13 protein-coding genes are annotated in these 15,858 nt (G+C 74.0%); 11 read left to right on the top strand and 2 right to left on the bottom strand.

Going from position 1 to position 15,858, the window contains the following annotated elements:
- Positions 1 to 169 precede the first annotated feature (169 nt).
- The 6 genes from GL259_RS08375 (at position 170) to GL259_RS08350 (ending at position 6,519) form a co-directional block, all read left to right on the top strand.
- Entirely contained in the window at positions 170 to 493 is a 324-nt protein-coding gene (locus tag GL259_RS08375; RefSeq protein WP_003977346.1) for an integration host factor, read from the top strand.
- A 60-nt stretch (positions 494 to 553) separates the two neighbouring features.
- Positions 554 to 1,147, top strand: coding sequence for a guanylate kinase (gene gmk, locus GL259_RS08370; RefSeq protein ID WP_159530686.1), 594 nt, complete (start codon positions 554 to 556; stop codon positions 1,145 to 1,147).
- A gap of 76 nt (positions 1,148 to 1,223) precedes the next feature.
- Complete coding sequence (rpoZ, locus tag GL259_RS08365) at positions 1,224 to 1,496, top strand: DNA-directed RNA polymerase subunit omega (RefSeq protein WP_004933985.1); 273 nt, start codon at positions 1,224 to 1,226, stop codon at positions 1,494 to 1,496.
- Positions 1,497 to 1,608: 112 nt separating this feature from the next.
- Entirely contained in the window at positions 1,609 to 2,811 is a 1,203-nt protein-coding gene (gene coaBC / locus GL259_RS08360; protein WP_159530684.1) for a bifunctional phosphopantothenoylcysteine decarboxylase/phosphopantothenate--cysteine ligase CoaBC, read from the top strand.
- A gap of 237 nt (positions 2,812 to 3,048) precedes the next feature.
- Complete coding sequence (gene metK, locus GL259_RS08355) at positions 3,049 to 4,257, top strand: methionine adenosyltransferase (RefSeq protein ID WP_159530682.1); 1,209 nt, start codon at positions 3,049 to 3,051, stop codon at positions 4,255 to 4,257.
- 114 nt (positions 4,258 to 4,371) lie between these two features.
- Positions 4,372 to 6,519: a primosomal protein N' gene (locus tag GL259_RS08350; RefSeq protein WP_159530680.1), complete on the top strand. Its 2,148-nt coding sequence runs from the start codon at positions 4,372 to 4,374 to the stop codon at positions 6,517 to 6,519.
- A 180-nt stretch (positions 6,520 to 6,699) separates the two neighbouring features.
- Here the strand turns inward: GL259_RS08350 and GL259_RS08345 are convergent, their stop codons facing one another.
- On the bottom strand, positions 6,700 to 7,248 hold the full coding sequence (locus tag GL259_RS08345; RefSeq protein WP_159530678.1) for a hypothetical protein: 549 nt from the start codon (positions 7,246 to 7,248) through the stop codon (positions 6,700 to 6,702).
- A gap of 286 nt (positions 7,249 to 7,534) precedes the next feature.
- Here GL259_RS08345 and fmt point away from each other — a divergent pair, with 286 nt between their 5' ends.
- Positions 7,535 to 8,467, top strand: a complete 933-nt coding sequence (gene fmt, locus GL259_RS08340) for a methionyl-tRNA formyltransferase (RefSeq protein ID WP_159530676.1) — start codon at positions 7,535 to 7,537, stop codon at positions 8,465 to 8,467.
- 76 nt (positions 8,468 to 8,543) lie between these two features.
- Positions 8,544 to 9,962, top strand: coding sequence for a transcription antitermination factor NusB (locus GL259_RS08335; protein ID WP_159530674.1), 1,419 nt, complete (start codon positions 8,544 to 8,546; stop codon positions 9,960 to 9,962).
- Here GL259_RS08335 and GL259_RS08330 read toward each other — a convergent pair.
- Entirely contained in the window at positions 9,943 to 12,087 is a 2,145-nt protein-coding gene (locus GL259_RS08330) for an MMPL family transporter (protein WP_159530672.1), read from the bottom strand. The two genes, GL259_RS08335 and GL259_RS08330, sit on opposite strands and share 20 nt — an antisense overlap.
- A gap of 134 nt (positions 12,088 to 12,221) precedes the next feature.
- On the opposite strand from GL259_RS08330, the gene rpe reads away from it, so the two are divergent.
- The 3 genes from rpe (at position 12,222) to GL259_RS08315 (ending at position 15,686) form a co-directional block, all read left to right on the top strand.
- Positions 12,222 to 12,908, top strand: coding sequence for a ribulose-phosphate 3-epimerase (rpe, locus tag GL259_RS08325; RefSeq protein ID WP_159530670.1), 687 nt, complete (start codon positions 12,222 to 12,224; stop codon positions 12,906 to 12,908).
- Positions 12,909 to 12,987: 79 nt separating this feature from the next.
- Positions 12,988 to 14,031, top strand: a complete 1,044-nt coding sequence (locus tag GL259_RS08320) for a sugar-binding domain-containing protein (RefSeq protein ID WP_159530668.1) — start codon at positions 12,988 to 12,990, stop codon at positions 14,029 to 14,031.
- Between the two features lie 212 nt (positions 14,032 to 14,243).
- Complete coding sequence (locus GL259_RS08315) at positions 14,244 to 15,686, top strand: GuaB1 family IMP dehydrogenase-related protein (RefSeq protein WP_166461632.1); 1,443 nt, start codon at positions 14,244 to 14,246, stop codon at positions 15,684 to 15,686.
- The last annotated feature ends 172 nt before the right edge of the window (positions 15,687 to 15,858 follow it).

Below are 15,858 nucleotides of genomic sequence, written 5' to 3'. Positions count from 1 at the left end.
GACTCAGACGGAGTTGGCCGCTAGTCTCCGACGGGTGGGGGAACCTCCCACGCCCTTCAGGCAGTGGGGGAGGACGGGCAAGCGTGTTGCTCGTGCCTCCCCAGGTGTGGGGCGACTAGGTTCCTCACCGGTCCGTATCCGACAGTTCGACATCCGAGGTGACGTAGGCGTGGCTCTTCCGCCCCTTACCCCTGAACAGCGCGCAGCCGCGCTCGAAAAGGCCGCCGCGGCTCGCCGGGAGCGGGCCGAGGTCAAGAATCGACTCAAGCACTCCGGCGCCTCCCTGCACGAGGTCATCAAGCAGGGCCAGGAGAACGACGTCATCGGCAAGATGAAGGTCTCCGCCCTGCTCGAGTCCCTGCCGGGCGTGGGCAAGGTCCGCGCCAAGCAGATCATGGAGCGACTGGGCATCTCCGAGAGCCGCCGCGTGCGCGGTCTCGGTTCCAACCAGATCGCCTCCCTGGAGCGCGAGTTCGGCAGCACCGGCTCCTGAGTCCCGGTCGGCCCGGGACCGGCGTCCCGGGCAGTCCGCGATTGCTGGAATAATCGCTGCATGGCTGCAACACCCCGGGGGACGACCCCCGAACCCCCGGACGCACGTCCGCGGCTGACCGTGCTCTCCGGCCCCTCCGGGGTCGGCAAGAGCACGGTCGTCGCCCATATGCGCAAGGAACACCCCGAGGTCTGGCTCTCCGTGTCGGCGACGACCCGGGGGCCCCGTCCCGGCGAGCAGCACGGGGTCCACTACTTCTTCGTCACCGACGAGGAGATGGACAAGCTGATCGCCAACGGCGAGCTGCTGGAGTGGGCCGAGTTCGCGGGCAACCGCTACGGCACGCCCCGCGCGGCGGTGCTGGAGCACCTGGAGGCGGGAGTGCCCGTCCTGCTGGAGATCGACCTCCAGGGCGCGCGGCAGGTCCGCGAGTCCATGGCCGAGGCCCAGCTGGTGTTCCTCGCCCCTCCCTCCTGGGAGGAGCTCGTGCGCAGGCTCACGGGCCGCGGCACCGAGTCGCCCGAGGTGATCGAGCGCCGTCTGCGGGCCGCGAAGACCGAACTGGCGGCCGAGCCGGAGTTCGACACGACCCTGGTCAACACCTCCGTCGAGGACGTGGCCCGCGAGCTGCTAGCCTTGATGAACGTCGTGTGATCGTCGCCGGTCCGTCCAGCGGAGCCGGCCAGCGGTCACACGGACTGAATCTTTCCCATCCATCGGAAGGTAGAGCGTGTCCTCTTCCATCTCCGCGCCCGAGGGCATCATCAACCCGCCGATCGACGAGCTCCTCGAGGCCACGGACTCGAAGTACAGCCTCGTGATCTACGCGGCCAAGCGGGCCCGCCAGATCAACGCGTACTACTCGCAGCTCGGTGAGGGTCTCCTCGAGTACGTCGGTCCCCTCGTCGACACCCACGTCCACGAGAAGCCGCTCTCGATCGCCCTGCGCGAGATCAACGCGGGACTGCTGACCTCCGAGGCCGTCGAAGGCCCCGGTCAGTAAGTCGTACCAGCTGGTCGCAGCTGACTTTTCCACAGGCCCGGCAGCACGTCTGCCGGGCCTGTGGTGTCTCATGGGGGGTGGTCGTACGTTTTCCGAGGTCCGGGGAGAGACGGTGGACAAGCCGAAGGTCGTTCTGGGGGTCAGCGGCGGCATCGCCGCGTACAAGGCCTGTGAGCTGCTCAGGCGGCTGACGGAGTCGGGGCACGACGTCCGTGTCGTCCCCACCGCCTCCGCGCTGCACTTCGTCGGCGCCGCCACCTGGTCCGCGCTGTCCGGCAACCCGGTCTCCACCGAGGTCTGGGACGACGTCCACGAGGTGCCGCACGTCCGCATCGGGCAGCACGCCGACCTGGTGGTCGTCGCCCCGGCCACGGCGGACACGCTCGCCAAGGCGGCCCACGGCCTGGCCGACGACCTCCTCACCAACACCCTGCTCACCGCCCGCTGCCCGGTGGTCTTCGCCCCCGCCATGCACACCGAGATGTGGGAGCACCCGGCCACCCAGGACAACGTGGCGACCCTGCGCGCGCGGGGCGCCGTCGTCATCGAACCGGCCGTCGGCCGCCTCACCGGCGCCGACACCGGCAAGGGACGGCTGCCCGACCCGGCCGAGATCTTCGAGCTCTGCCGCCGGGTGCTGGCCCGCGGGGTCACCGAGCCCGACCTCAGGGGCCGGCACGTCGTCGTCAGCGCCGGAGGCACCCGCGAACCCCTCGACCCCGTCCGCTTCCTCGGCAACCGCTCCTCCGGCAAGCAGGGCTACGCCCTCGCCCGCACCGCCGCCGCCCGGGGCGCCCGCGTCACGCTGATCGCGGCCAACACCGCACTGCCCGACCCGGCCGGTGTGGACGTCGTCCCCGTCGGGACCGCCGTGGAACTGCGCGAGGCCGTGCTCGCCGCCGCCGCCGACGCGGACGCGGTCGTCATGGCCGCGGCCGTCGCCGACTTCCGCCCGGCGGCCTACGCGACCGGGAAGATCAAGAAGAAGGACGACCAGGAGCCCGAACCCGTCACCCTGGTGCGGAATCCGGACATCCTCGCCGAGATCTCCGGCGACCGGGTGCGGCCCGGACAGGTGATCGTCGGCTTCGCCGCCGAGACCGACGACGTGCTCGCCAACGGCCGCGCCAAGCTGAAGCGCAAGGGCTGCGACCTGCTGGTCGTGAACGAGGTGGGGGAGCGCAAGACCTTCGGTTCCGAGGAGAACGAGGCCGTGGTGCTGGGCGCCGACGGCAGCGAGACCCCCGTCGCCCACGGCCCCAAGGAAGCCCTGGCCGAAGCCGTGTGGGACCTGGTGGCCGAGCGCCTCGGATGAGCGGTTCCCCCGCCGTCCGACCCCCCGAAACCGCGCCTCCCCCGGCGCGGTGCCTCTGGCCAACGTCGCTCGGCATGGGCAGAATGCCCGTGCCGCAGGTCACAGCGCTCCCGAGAGGCGAGACAGGAGGGCCGGTGGCGAAGCGCGACCGATAAACTGTTCCACGGACGGCGTCGGGTGCAGCCCCCGCCGTCCGCCAATGATCAGCCAGCAGCCGCTGCAACCCCAGGGAGCGTTGTGTCCCGTCGTCTGTTCACCTCGGAGTCCGTGACCGAGGGTCACCCCGACAAGATCGCTGACCAGATCAGCGACACCATTCTCGACGCGCTGCTGCGCGAGGACCCGGCCTCCCGGGTCGCCGTCGAGACCCTGATCACCACCGGTCTGGTGCACGTGGCCGGCGAGGTCACGACCAAGGCGTACGCGGACATCGCGACGCTGGTCCGCAGCAAGGTCCTGGAGATCGGTTACGACTCCTCGAAGAAGGGCTTCGACGGTGCCTCCTGCGGCGTCTCGGTGTCGATCGGGGCGCAGTCCCCGGACATCGCGCAGGGCGTCGACACGGCGTACGAGTCCCGCGTCGAGGGCGACGACGACGAGCTGGACCGGCAGGGCGCCGGTGACCAGGGCCTGATGTTCGGCTACGCGACGGACGAGACGCCGACGCTGATGCCGCTGCCGATCTTCCTCGCGCACCGCCTGTCCAAGCGCCTGTCCGACGTGCGCAAGAACGGCACCATCCCCTACCTGCGCCCGGACGGCAAGACCCAGGTCACCATCGAGTACGACGGCGACAAGGCGGTCCGCCTGGACACCGTGGTCGTCTCCTCCCAGCACGCCTCCGACATCGACCTGGAGTCCCTGCTCGCCCCCGACATCCGCGAGTTCGTCGTGGAGCCGGAGCTGAAGGCGCTGCTGGACGACGGCATCAAGCTGGACACCGAGAACTACCGTCTGCTGGTCAACCCCACCGGCCGGTTCGAGATCGGCGGTCCGATGGGCGACGCGGGCCTGACCGGCCGCAAGATCATCATCGACACCTACGGCGGCATGGCCCGCCACGGCGGCGGCGCCTTCTCCGGCAAGGACCCGTCCAAGGTGGACCGCTCGGCGGCGTACGCGATGCGCTGGGTCGCCAAGAACGTGGTCGCCGCGGGCCTGGCCTCGCGCTGCGAGGTGCAGGTCGCCTACGCGATCGGCAAGGCCGAGCCGGTCGGCCTGTTCGTCGAGACCTTCGGCACCGCCACGCTCGACACCGAGCGGATCGAGAAGGCGATCGACGAGGTCTTCGACCTCCGCCCGGCCGCCATCATCCGCGACCTGGACCTGCTGCGTCCGATCTACTCCCAGACCGCCGCCTACGGCCACTTCGGCCGTGAGCTGCCCGACTTCACCTGGGAGCGCACCGACCGCGTGGACGCGCTGCGCAAGGCGGCGGGCCTGTAGGGCGTACGGCCGCACCGGAGCCGGCCGCGGGGCCCGGCGTTCCCTCGGGGACGCCGGGCCCCGGTCGTTCCCGGACCGGGGCCGCTGTCAGCGGCGTTTGGTAAGAATGCAGGCGTGAGCAGCGAGAACGGACAGGCGGGCGGGGGCGCCGAGGGCGCGCCGCCCGAGCAGCTCGCGCTCATCCGGGAGAGCGTGCGCAAGGCCAAGGCGCCCCGGGCCAAGCCGCGTACCTGGCGGGGCGCGGCGCTCGCCAAGGACCTGCCCGTCGCCCGGGTCCTCGTCGACAAGGGCGTGCTCCATCTCGACCGGTACTTCGACTACGCCGTGCCCGAGGAACTGGACGCCGACGCACAGCCCGGGGTGCGGGTGCGGGTGCGGTTCGGCGCCGGACGGCACCGGGTGCGCGAAGGGCGGCGCGAGGGCGGGGGACTGATCGACGGGTTCCTCGTCGAGCGGCTCGCCGAGTCCGACTACTCGGGGCCCCTGGCGGCGCTGGCCCAGGTCGTCTCCCCCGAGCGGGTGCTCAGCGGGGAACTGCTGGGGCTCGCCCGGGCCGTCGCCGACCGGTACGCCGGCAGCCTCGCCGATGTGCTCCAGCTCGCCGTGCCGCCGCGCAACGCCCGCGCCGAGCAACGGCCCTCGCCCGCCCCGCTGCCGCCGCCCCCGGCGCCCGAGCCGGGCTCCTGGGCCCGTTACGAGCAGGGGCCCGCGTTCCTGGAGTCACTGGCCCTCGGGGGCGCCCCACGGGCGGTGTGGAACGCGCTGCCCGGGCCGCGGTGGAGCGAGGAACTGGCGCGGGCCGTCGCCGCGACGCTGGCCTCCGGGCGCGGCGCGCTGGCCGTCCTGCCGGACGGACGGGCCGTCGCCCGCGTCGACGCCGCGCTCACCGCACTGCTGGGCCAGGGACGGCACGCGGTGCTCACCGCCGACGCCGGGCCGGAGAAGCGGTACGCGCAGTGGCTCGCCGTGCGGCGGGGATCCGTGCGGGCCGTCATCGGGACGCGCGCGGCCATGTTCGCGCCGGTGCGGGACCTCGGACTGGTCGCCGTCTGGGACGACGGCGACGACAGCCACAGCGAACAGCACGCCCCGCAGCCGCACGCCCGCGAGGTGCTGCTGCTGAGGGCGGCGCAGGACAGGTGCGGGTTCCTCCTGGGGAGCTGGAGCTGCACCGTGGAGGCCGCCCAGCTCGTGGAGACGGGCTGGGCCCGGCCGCTGGTCGCCGGGAGGGAGCGGGTGCGCAGCGCCGTACCGCTGGTGCGCACCGTGGGGGACGGGGACCTCGCGCGCGACGAGGCCGCCCGCGCGGCGCGCCTGCCGACGCTCGCCTGGCAGGCCGTCAGGGAGGGGCTGCGGCACGGGCCGGTGCTCGTCCAGGTGCCCCGGCGGGGATACGTGCCGCGGATGGCGTGCGCCCACTGCCGGACGCCGGCGCGCTGCCGGCACTGCTCCGGGCCGCTGGAGGCACAGGACTCCGGCGATCTGCGGTGCGGCTGGTGCGGACGCGGGGAGGACGGCTGGCACTGCCCCGAGTGCGGCGGGTCCCGGCTGCGGGCCCAGGTGGTGGGCGCGCGGCGGACCGCCGAGGAACTGGGCCGCGCCTTCCCGGCCGTCCCGGTGCGCACCTCGGGGCGCGAGCACGTGCTGGACACGGTGCCGGCGGCGCCCGCGCTGGTGGTGAGCACGCCCGGCGCGGAACCGGTCGCCGAGGGCGGGTACGCGGCGGCCCTGCTGCTGGACGGGTGGGCCATGCTGGGCCGCCCCGACCTGCGGGCCGGGGAGGACGCGCTGCGCCGCTGGATCGGCGCGGCGGCGCTCGTCCGTCCGCAGTCGGAGGGGGGCGCGGTGGTGGTGGTCGCCGAGCCGACGCTGCGGCCCGTGCAGGCGCTGGTGCGGTGGGACCCGGTCGGGCACGCGGTGCGGGAGCTGGCCGAGCGTGCCGAGCTGGGGTTCCCGCCGGTGTCGAGGATGGCGGCGGTGTCGGGGCCGGGGCAGGCGGTGGCCGACTTCCTCGGCGCGGTCGAACTGCCCGGGGAGGCGGAGGTGCTGGGCCCGGTGCCGCTGCCGGTCACCGCCGCGGGACGGCCGCGGCGACCGGGAGGACCGCCCCCCGGGGAGCACTGGGAGCGAGGGCTGATCCGGGTGCCGCCGGGCAGGGGCGCCGCCCTGGCGGGTGCGCTGAAGGCCGCGCAGGCGGCGCGGATGGCGCGGGGCGGGGGCGACCCCGTGTGGGTGCGGATCGATCCGCCCGACATCGGCTGAGGCCCGCCCGGCGGACCGAGCCGGAGGAGACCGGCGGCGCTCTGCCGGGCCCGGGCGAGCGGGGGCGACGGGACCGCCCCGCTCGGAAGGGCCCGGGGGAGAGAGCCCGGCCCGGGACGTGCCGACCGCCCTCCCGGACGCGGTGCGTCCGGGAGGGCGGGGCCGGGGTGCGCGGACGGCTCAGCCGTTGCGGGGGCCGGGAAAGGCCGTCGGCCGCGGCTCGTCGCGCAGGGACGGGCTGCCCGCGGTGGGCTGGGTCGGCATGGAACGGGTCTCGGGGACCGCAGGCATCGTGGAGAGGCCGGCGCCCACACTGACCGTACGGGTGCCCGACGGATCCGCCGCGTGCTCGGCCTCGGCGGCCTTCGGCGCCTGCGCGGGGGCCCGGCGGGAGCCGTAACGGCGGTGCACCGCCTGCTTCGTGACGCCCAGCGCGGAGCCCACCGCGTCCCACGAGAAGCCCAGGGAACGGTCGAAGTCCACGGCCGCCGTGACCAGGGTCTCGACACTGTCCCGCAGTTCCTGGGCGAGACGGACGGTCGGGGCGGGGGCGCGTCCGTAGACGACGAAGCCCGTGGAGGGGCCGGAGCGGCGCGGGCGGTAGACGTTGCCCAGCTGGGCGGTGAGTGTGCGCAGTGCGTCCACCTGCCGGCGGACCCGCTCGATGTCCCGCACCAGCAAGTGCAGGCTGGCCCGAGCCTGGGCGTCGTGGGTTGCGTGGTCGGCCATGAACAAGCCTCTCGAACCGGCGTTGAAAGGAACGGGCCCGTGTCGGGGGCCCCGGGTCAACTCTTTCTTGACCAACGCGGATCCGCTCCGCGGGTCACGGGGTGGGGCGCGGCGGCATATGCGTACGCCCCCGCGCACCACCCGTTTCCGGCGGGACGGGAGGCGGACGCCCCGTGCGGGGATCGCCCGCCGCCGGCGGTTCTCCCCGCACGGGCGCTTCCGCCACCGCCCCATAGACTGGTGCGCTGCCCGTGTCCGTCCCCGCCCGAGAGGCCCGAAGCACCCCATGAAGCTCGTCTTCGCCGGTACCCCCGAGGTCGCCGTTCCCGCACTGGACGCACTCCTCGCCTCCGGGCGGCACGAGGTGGCCGCCGTCGTCACGCGGCCCGACGCGCCGGCCGGGCGGGGACGCAGGCTGGTCGCCTCCCCCGTCGCCGAGCGGGCCGAGGAGGCCGGGATCGAGGTGCTGAAGCCCGCCCGGCCCAGGGACCCGGAGTTCCTGGAGCGGCTGAAGGAGATCGGGCCCGACTGCTGTCCCGTCGTCGCCTACGGGGCCCTGCTGCCCAAGGCGGCCCTGGACATCCCGGCCCGGGGCTGGGTCAACCTGCACTTCTCGCTGCTGCCCGCCTGGCGCGGGGCCGCCCCCGTGCAGCACGCCGTCATGGCGGGCGACGAGATCACCGGCGCCTCCACCTTCCTCATCGAGGAGGGCCTGGACTCCGGGCCCGTCTACGGCACCGTCACCGAGGAGATCCGGCCCACCGACACCAGCGGCGACCTGCTCACCCGGCTGGCCTTCGCCGGCGCCGGGCTGCTCGCCGCGACCATGGACGGCATCGAGGACGGCGCCCTGGAGGCCGTGCCGCAGCCCGCCGACGGCATCAGCCTCGCCCCCAAGGTCACCGTCGAGGACGCCCGCGTCGACTGGACCGCCCCGGCGCTGCGCGTCGACCGCGTGGTGCGCGGCTGCACCCCCGCGCCCGGCGCCTGGACCACCTTCCGGGGCGAGCGGCTCAAGATCGTCCAGGCCGTCCCCGTGCCCGGGCGGACCGACCTCGCGCCCGGGCAGCTGGCCGCCGGCAAGAACAACGTATACGTCGGCACCGGTTCGTACGCCGTGGAGCTGCTGTGGGTGCAGGCCCAGGGCAAGAAGCCGATGCGGGCGGCGGACTGGGCGCGCGGGGTGCGGATCGCCGCCGGCGAGAGCGTCGGCGCCTGACGCCGCGGGGCGGCGGTCCGCCCCGACGACGTAGGCTGGACCGCGCACCCCACCCCACTTCCGGAGCACCTTTTTCGTGAGCGACCAGCCCCGTCGGCCCCGCAAGCCCGCCAAGCCCTACCGCCGGCCCCAGAAGGACCCCGTCCGCATCCTCGCCTTCGAGGCCCTGCGGGCCGTGGACGAGCGGGACGCGTACGCCAACCTCGTCCTGCCGCCGCTGCTGCGCGCGGCGCGCGAGAAGGGCGACTTCGACGCGCGGGACGCGGCGCTGGCGACCGAGCTGGTGTACGGGACGCTGCGCCGGCAGGGGACGTACGACGCGATCGTCGCGGCCTGTGTCGACCGGCCGCTGCGCGAGGTGGACCCGCCGGTGCTGGACGTGCTGGGCCTGGGCGCGCACCAGCTGCTCGGGACGCGGATCCCGACGCACGCCGCGGTGTCCGCCTCGGTCGAACTGGCCCGGGTGGTGCTGGGCGACGGGCGCGCCAAGTTCGTCAACGCCGTGCTGCGCAGGATCGCGCAGGACGACCTCGACGGCTGGCTGGAGCGCGTCGCGCCGCCCTACGACGACGATCCCGAGGACCACCTCGCCGTCGTGCACTCCCACCCCCGCTGGGTCGTCTCCGCGCTGTGGGACTCCCTCGGCGGCGGACGGGCCGGCATCGAGGACCTGCTGCGCGCCGACAACGAGCGCCCCGAGGTCACGCTCGTCGCCCGGCCGGGGCGGTCCACCACCGGCGAACTGCTGCGCGAGGAGGCCGCCGTACCGGGGCGCTGGTCGCCCCACGCGGTGCGGCTGACCGAGGGCGGGGAGCCGGGCGCCGTACCGGCGGTCGCCGAGGGCCGGGCCGGCGTCCAGGACGAGGGCAGCCAGCTCGTCGCGCTCGCGCTCGCCCACGCGCCGGTCGAGGGCCGTGACCGGATGTGGCTGGACGGGTGCGCCGGGCCCGGCGGCAAGGCCGCGCTGCTCGGGGCGCTCGCCGCCGAGCGGGGCGCCGTGCTGCTCGCCTCGGAGAAGCAGCCGCACCGGGCCGGGCTGGTGGCGAAGGCACTGGCCGGCAACCCGGGGCCGTACCAGGTGATCGCCGCCGACGGGACGCGTCCGGCGTGGCGGCCCGGCAGCTTCGACCGGGTGCTGGTCGACGTGCCGTGCACCGGCCTCGGCGCCCTGCGCCGCCGTCCCGAGGCGCGCTGGCGGCGCCGGCCGGAGGACCTGGACGGCTTCGCCCCGCTCCAGCGCGGGCTGCTGCGCACCGCCCTGGAGTCCGTGCGGGTCGGCGGTGTCGTCGGCTACGCCACCTGCTCGCCCCACCTCGCGGAGACCCGGGCGGTGGTCGCCGACCTCCTCAAGCAGTTCCCGGACACCGACCTGATCGACGCCCGGCCGCTGCTGCCGGGCGTGCCGGATCTGGGCGAGGGCCCCGACGTGCAGCTGTGGCCGCACCTGCACGGCACCGACGCGATGTACCTGGCGCTCATCCGCCGGACCGGCTGACGCCCGCCTCCGGCTTCCTCGCCCCGCCCCCGCCGTCCTCGCGGGCCAGCCGGTGGGGCCACCAGACGCCGGGGCCGATGTCCAGGAACAGGGAGGTCACCAGCACCGACCGGACCACGAAGGTGTCCAGCAGGACGCCCAGGGCCACCGCGAAGCCGATCTCGGCGAAGGCGACGCCGGGCAGCGTGCCCAGGGCTGCGAAGGTCCCGGCCAGCACCAGGCCGGCCGAGGTGATGACCGCGCCGGTGGCGGCGAGCCCCGTGACGACGCCCGGCCGCGTGCCCTGGCGGACCGCCTCCTCGCGGATCCGCGTGGTGAGGAAGATGTTGTAGTCGATGCCCAGGGCGACCAGGAAGACGAAGACGAACAGCGGGAAGTCGGTCGTCTCGCCCGCGTAGTCGAAGACGTGCCGGAAAGCGAGCGCGCTGAGGCCGAGCGCCGCCGCGAAGGACAGGATCACCGTCGCGATCAGCAGCAGCGGCGCGACGAGCGCGCGCAGCAGGGCGCACAGGATCAGCAGCACGACCAGCAGCACCAGCGGGATGACCAGCATGTTGTCGTGCGCGGTCGCCCGGTCCATGTCGAGCAGGGCCGCCGACCCGCCGCCGACCAGGGCGTCGGCGTCCGGCACCGCGTGCACGGCGTCGCGCACCCGCTCCACCGTCTGCTTCGCGGCGTCGCTGTCCGCCGGGTCGCCGAGGGTCGCCTCGAACAGGACCCGGCCGCCGGCCTCCGGTTCGGCCCCCGGCGGCAGGCGCAGCGAGCCGGGGACGACGCCCTCGGTCCCGGCGACGGTGCGGCCGACCTCCTCGGCCTGCGCGCGGTCGCTGACGACGACGAGCGGATCGCCGCTGCCCGCCGGGAAGTAGCGCGCGGACACCTCCTGGCCGACGATCGAGTCCGGCTTCTCGGTGAAGGCGTCCGCGTTGCCGATGCCTTCGGCGCGCATCTGCACCAGGCCGAGGGAGCAGACCGCCAGCACCACGGCGGTGACGCCCCAGATCATCCGCGGCCGGCGGGCGATCCTCCGTCCGGTGCGCGCCCAGACGCCGCGCCCGGTCGGGTCGGGCGCCCCGAAGTGCGGGACCACCGGCCAGAAGATCCACCGGCCGAAGACCACCAGCAGGGCCGGGAACAGCGTCAGCATGGCCAGCAGGCCGACCGTGACGCCGATCGCCGCCACCGGGCCGAGGCTGCTGGTGGAGTTCATCTCGGCGGCCAGCAGCACCAGCATGCTCAGCACGACCGTCGCGCCGGAGGCGATCACCGCCGGGCCCGCGCGGTGCAGCGCCAGCGCCATCGCCTCGTGCCGGTCCTCGTGCCGGCGCAGCTCCTCCCGGTAGCGGGCGACCAGCAGCAGGGCGTAGTCCGTGCCCGCGCCGAAGACCAGCACGGTCAGGATGCCCGCGCTCTGGCCGTTGACGGTCAGGCCGCCGTACTCGGCCAGGAAGTAGACCAGCGCCTGCGCGGTGAACAGGGCCGCGATCACGCTGAGCAGCGGCACCAGGAGCAGGGCCGGGCTGCGGTAGGTGACGAGCAGCATCACGACGACCACGCCCATGGCCGCGAACAGCAGCGTGGAGTCGATGCCCTCGAACACCTCGGCGAAGTCCGCGGAGGTGCCGCCCGGACCCGTGACGTGCACGGCCAGTCCGCCGCCGCCCGTGCCGACCTCGCCCCGGATGCCGGCGACCGCCGGTGAGATGCGCTCCCAGCCCTTCTCGTCCATCGTGACCGGGACGAACACCTGGGCCGCCCGCGGACCGGACGCGCGGTCGAACACCGGGCCCTGGGTCTCCGCACCCCGGATGCCGTGGTCGTCCATCCGCTTCAGCCGCTGCACGTCCTCGGCGATCCGCGCCCGGTCACCGGCGGTCAGGCCGGCGTCGCGGGCGTAGACCACGATCGCCGGGATCTGCTCGGGCCGGAAGTCCCGGGAGATCTCCAGGACCCGGGTCGACTCGGCGGAGCCCGGAAGCCAGGAGGCGGCGTCGTTGTCCTGGGCGTCGGTGAGCTTCTGCGCGAACGGCGCCATCAGGAAGAGGACCACCAGCCACAGCGCCAGGACCAGCCACTTCGTGCGCGGGCCGCAGACCAGCCGCCCGACGCCCCGGTTCCCGGTCATGCGCACCCCCGTGGCCGCCGTGCGGGACGCCGGCCCGCCCGGCGCGGCACGGGGGAGGACGCCGGAACATCCGGGGAGTGACTCAGGTCTGGACCGGGGCGAACATCCGGGCGCGGACATGGCAGGCTTGGTCCATGGCCGTGCAGATCAACCCCAGCATCCTGTCCGCCGACTTCGCCCGCCTCGCGGACGAGGCGAAGGCGGTCGAGGGAGCCGACTGGCTCCACGTCGACGTCATGGACAACCATTTCGTCCCGAACCTCACGCTCGGCGTGCCGGTCGTGGAATCGCTCGCCCGTGCGACGGACACTCCGCTGGACTGCCATCTGATGATCGAGGCCCCCGATCGGTGGGCGCCCCAGTACGTGGAGGCGGGGGCCGGTTCCGTCACCTTCCACGTCGAGGCGGCCACCGCGCCGGTGCGGCTCGCCCGGGAGATCCGGGCCAAGGGCGCCCGCGCCTCCATGGCGCTCAGGCCCGCGACTCCCGTCGAACCGTACGAGGACCTGCTCCCCGAGCTCGACATGCTGCTGATCATGACGGTCGAGCCGGGCTTCGGGGGCCAGGCGTTCCTCGACATCATGCTTCCGAAGATTCGCCGCACCCGCGAGTTGATCAACAAGCACGGCCTGGAGCTCTGGCTCCAGGTCGACGGCGGGGTCTCGGCGTCCACCATCGAGCGCTGCGCCGACGCCGGCGCCGACGTCTTCGTCGCGGGTTCCGCCGTGTACGGGGCGTCGGACCCGGCCGAGGCGGTACGTGCATTGCGCACCCAGGCGGAGGCCGCCACGGGCAAGGCGTCGTGGGCGTGCGACCACTGAGCGTCAGGAACGTGAACGGCTCCCCAGCAGGGCTGATCGACCGCGCCGGATCTGCAAGGATGAACGGCGAATCCAGAGTGTGAACAGCAGTGAGGAGATCGCCGTGTCGGGTATGTCGGCGGGCCGGTCAGCCATGCGGATGGGACCCGCTGAGCTGGTGCAGGCGGCGGCCATGGCCCGCCGCTTCTACCTCGAGGGCAAATCCAAGATCCAGATTGCCGAGGAGTTCGGCGTCAGCCGCTTCAAGGTGGCCCGGGTCCTGGAGACCGCCCTCGAACGGGATCTCGTACGGATCGAGATCCGCGTGCCGGCCGAGCTGGACGCCGAGCGCTCCGACGCGCTCCGCGCCCGCTACGGCCTGAGGCACGCCGTCGTGGTCGAGTCCCCGGCCGAGGCCGAGGAGACGCCCGACCCCGAGAACCTGGGAGAGGTGGCCGCCGACCTGCTCGGCGAGCTGGTCAACGAAGGGGACGTGCTGGGCCTGGCCTGGGGCCGGTCCACCATCCACATGGCGGCGGCCCTGGACCGGCTGCCGCCCTGCACGGTCGTACAGCTGACGGGCGTGTACGACGCCGGGACCGCCGAGCGCGGCTCGGTGGAGGCCGTGCGGCGGGCCGCGCAGGTGTCGGGGGGCGACGCCCACCCCATCTACGCGCCGATGCTGCTGCCGGACGCGGCCACCGCGGCGGCGCTGCGCCACCAGACCGGGATCGCGCGCGCCTTCGAGTACTTCGACAAGGTCACCGTCGCCTGCGTCTCCATCGGCTCCTGGGAGCCGGGCATCTCGACGGTGCACGACATGCTCAGCGACGAGGAGCGGGCGCACTACGCCTCCCTCGGCGTCGCCGCCGAGATGTCCGCGCACCTCTTCGACGCCGAGGGGCGCCGGGTCGGCCGGGACCTGGGGGAGCGGTGCATCACGGTCAAGACCGACCAGCTCCGGCGCGTCCCCGAGGTCGTCGCGATCGCGGGCGGACAGCGCAAGGGACCCGCGATCGACGCGGTGCTGCGCTCCGGACTCGTCACCAGCCTGGTGACGGACACCTCGGCCGCGGACTACCTGATGACGGCGGGGCCCGCGCCGAGGCCGGCGCTCAACCGGAACGACCCCGACGGGAACTGACGCCCGGCCGGGAGGGGGCGGTCGCCGCCGCCCCCTCCGCCGGCGGCCCCCTCCACGGACCCTCTTGGAGGTTCCTCCCAGCACCCCTCTGACCTGCTTGGACGATGTGCCCGGGGACCGCGTACCGGTCGACATGGGACAATGAAGTACGTGCTCTTCCCCCTGGCTGACCTGTCCGGGGGCCACCTCTGATCGACTGGGATGTGCAGCACGTGCGTTTCCTCAACGACATCCAGCCCGCGTACGACCTGACGTACGACGACGTCTTCATGGTGCCGAGCCGCTCCGCGGTCGGCTCGCGTCAGGGCGTGGACCTCAGCTCCCCGGACGGCACGGGCACCACCATCCCGCTCGTCGTCGCCAACATGACGGCCATCGCCGGGCGCCGCATGGCCGAGACCGTGGCCCGCCGCGGCGGTCTCGTGGTCATCCCGCAGGACATCCCGATCGAGGTCGTCACCGAGGTCGTCGCCTGGGTCAAGAGCCGCCACCTGGTGCTCGACACCCCCATCGTGCTGGCCCCGCACCAGACCGTCGCCGACGCGCTCGCCCTGCTGCCCAAGCGCGCGCACAACGCGGGCGTCGTCGTGGACGACGACCACAGGCCGGTCGGCGTGGTCACCGACACCGACCTGTCCGGCGTGGACCGCTTCACGCAGCTCACCGAGGTCATGTCCCGCGACCTGCTGCTCATCGACGCGGACATGGACCCGCGCGAGGCCTTCAACACCCTCGACGCGGCCAACCGGCGCTACGCCCCCGCCGTCGACGCGGACGGCCGTCTCGCCGGCATCCTGACCCGCAAGGGAGCCCTGCGCGCCACCCTGTACACCCCGGCCACCGACGACCGCGGGCGGCTGCGCATCGCCGCCGCCGTCGGCATCAACGGCGACGTGGCGGGCAAGGCCGAGCAGCTGCTCGAGGCGGGCGTCGACGCCCTCGTCATCGACACGGCGCACGGCCACCAGGAGTCGATGATCAACGCGCTGAAGCTGGTCCGCGACCTCGGCCCGCGGGTCCCGCTCGTCGCGGGCAACGTCGTCGCCGCCGCGGGCGTGCGCGACCTCGTCGAGGCGGGCGCGGACATCGTCAAGGTCGGGGTCGGCCCCGGTGCCATGTGCACCACCCGCATGATGACCGGCGTCGGCCGTCCGCAGTTCTCCGCCGTCCTGGAGTGCGCGGCGGAGGCGAGGAAGTACGGCAAGCACGTGTGGGCCGACGGCGGTGTCCGTCACCCGCGCGACGTCGCGATGGCCCTCGCGGCCGGCGCGTCCAACGTGATGATCGGCTCCTGGTTCGCCGGGACGTACGAGTCCCCGGGCGACCTCCAGCACGACGCCGACGGCCGCGCCTACAAGGAGTCGTTCGGCATGGCCTCCGCACGTGCCGTGCGCAACCGCACCTCCGAGGAGTCGGCCTACGACCGGGCCCGCAAGGGGCTGTTCGAGGAGGGCATCTCCACCTCCCGCATGTTCCTCGACCCGGCCCGGCCGGGCGTCGAGGACCTGATCGACTCGATCATCGCGGGCGTCCGCTCCTCCTGCACCTACGCCGGTGCCGCCTCGCTGGAGGAGTTCGCCGAGAAGGCCGTCGTCGGCATCCAGAGCGCCGCCGGCTACGCCGAGGGCAAGCCGCTGCACGCCAGCTGGAACTGACGGCGACCGGCTTCCCCACGGCCCCCGTCCTCCCGCGGCCCCCGTCGATCCCGCCCGCCGGGAGGAACGGGGGCCGCGGCGTGTCCGGATCCGGACGCCGCCGTGCGGGCCGCCGTCCGCCGGGGCGCCGACGGGCCGGGCCGCGGGCGCGCCGATCCGCGGACCCTCCCGG

It is taken from the genome of Streptomyces sp. Tu 3180 (genome assembly GCF_009852415.1).
In the GTDB taxonomy this organism is placed as follows: domain Bacteria; phylum Actinomycetota; class Actinomycetes; order Streptomycetales; family Streptomycetaceae; genus Streptomyces.
Note: the sequence above shows the minus strand (reverse complement) of the source record. Positions and strands in the feature narration are given on the sequence as shown.

Coding starts and splice junctions, on each gene's coding strand:
- GL259_RS08330 (WP_159530672.1), bottom strand. CDS start 12,087: ATGACCGGGAACCGGGGCGTCGGGCGGCTGGTCTGCGGCCCGCGCACG.
- gmk (WP_159530686.1), top strand. CDS start 554: ATGGCTGCAACACCCCGGGGGACGACCCCCGAACCCCCGGACGCACGT.
- GL259_RS08345 (WP_159530678.1), bottom strand. CDS start 7,248: ATGGCCGACCACGCAACCCACGACGCCCAGGCTCGGGCCAGCCTGCAC.
- rpe (WP_159530670.1), top strand. CDS start 12,222: ATGGCCGTGCAGATCAACCCCAGCATCCTGTCCGCCGACTTCGCCCGC.
- fmt (WP_159530676.1), top strand. CDS start 7,535: ATGAAGCTCGTCTTCGCCGGTACCCCCGAGGTCGCCGTTCCCGCACTG.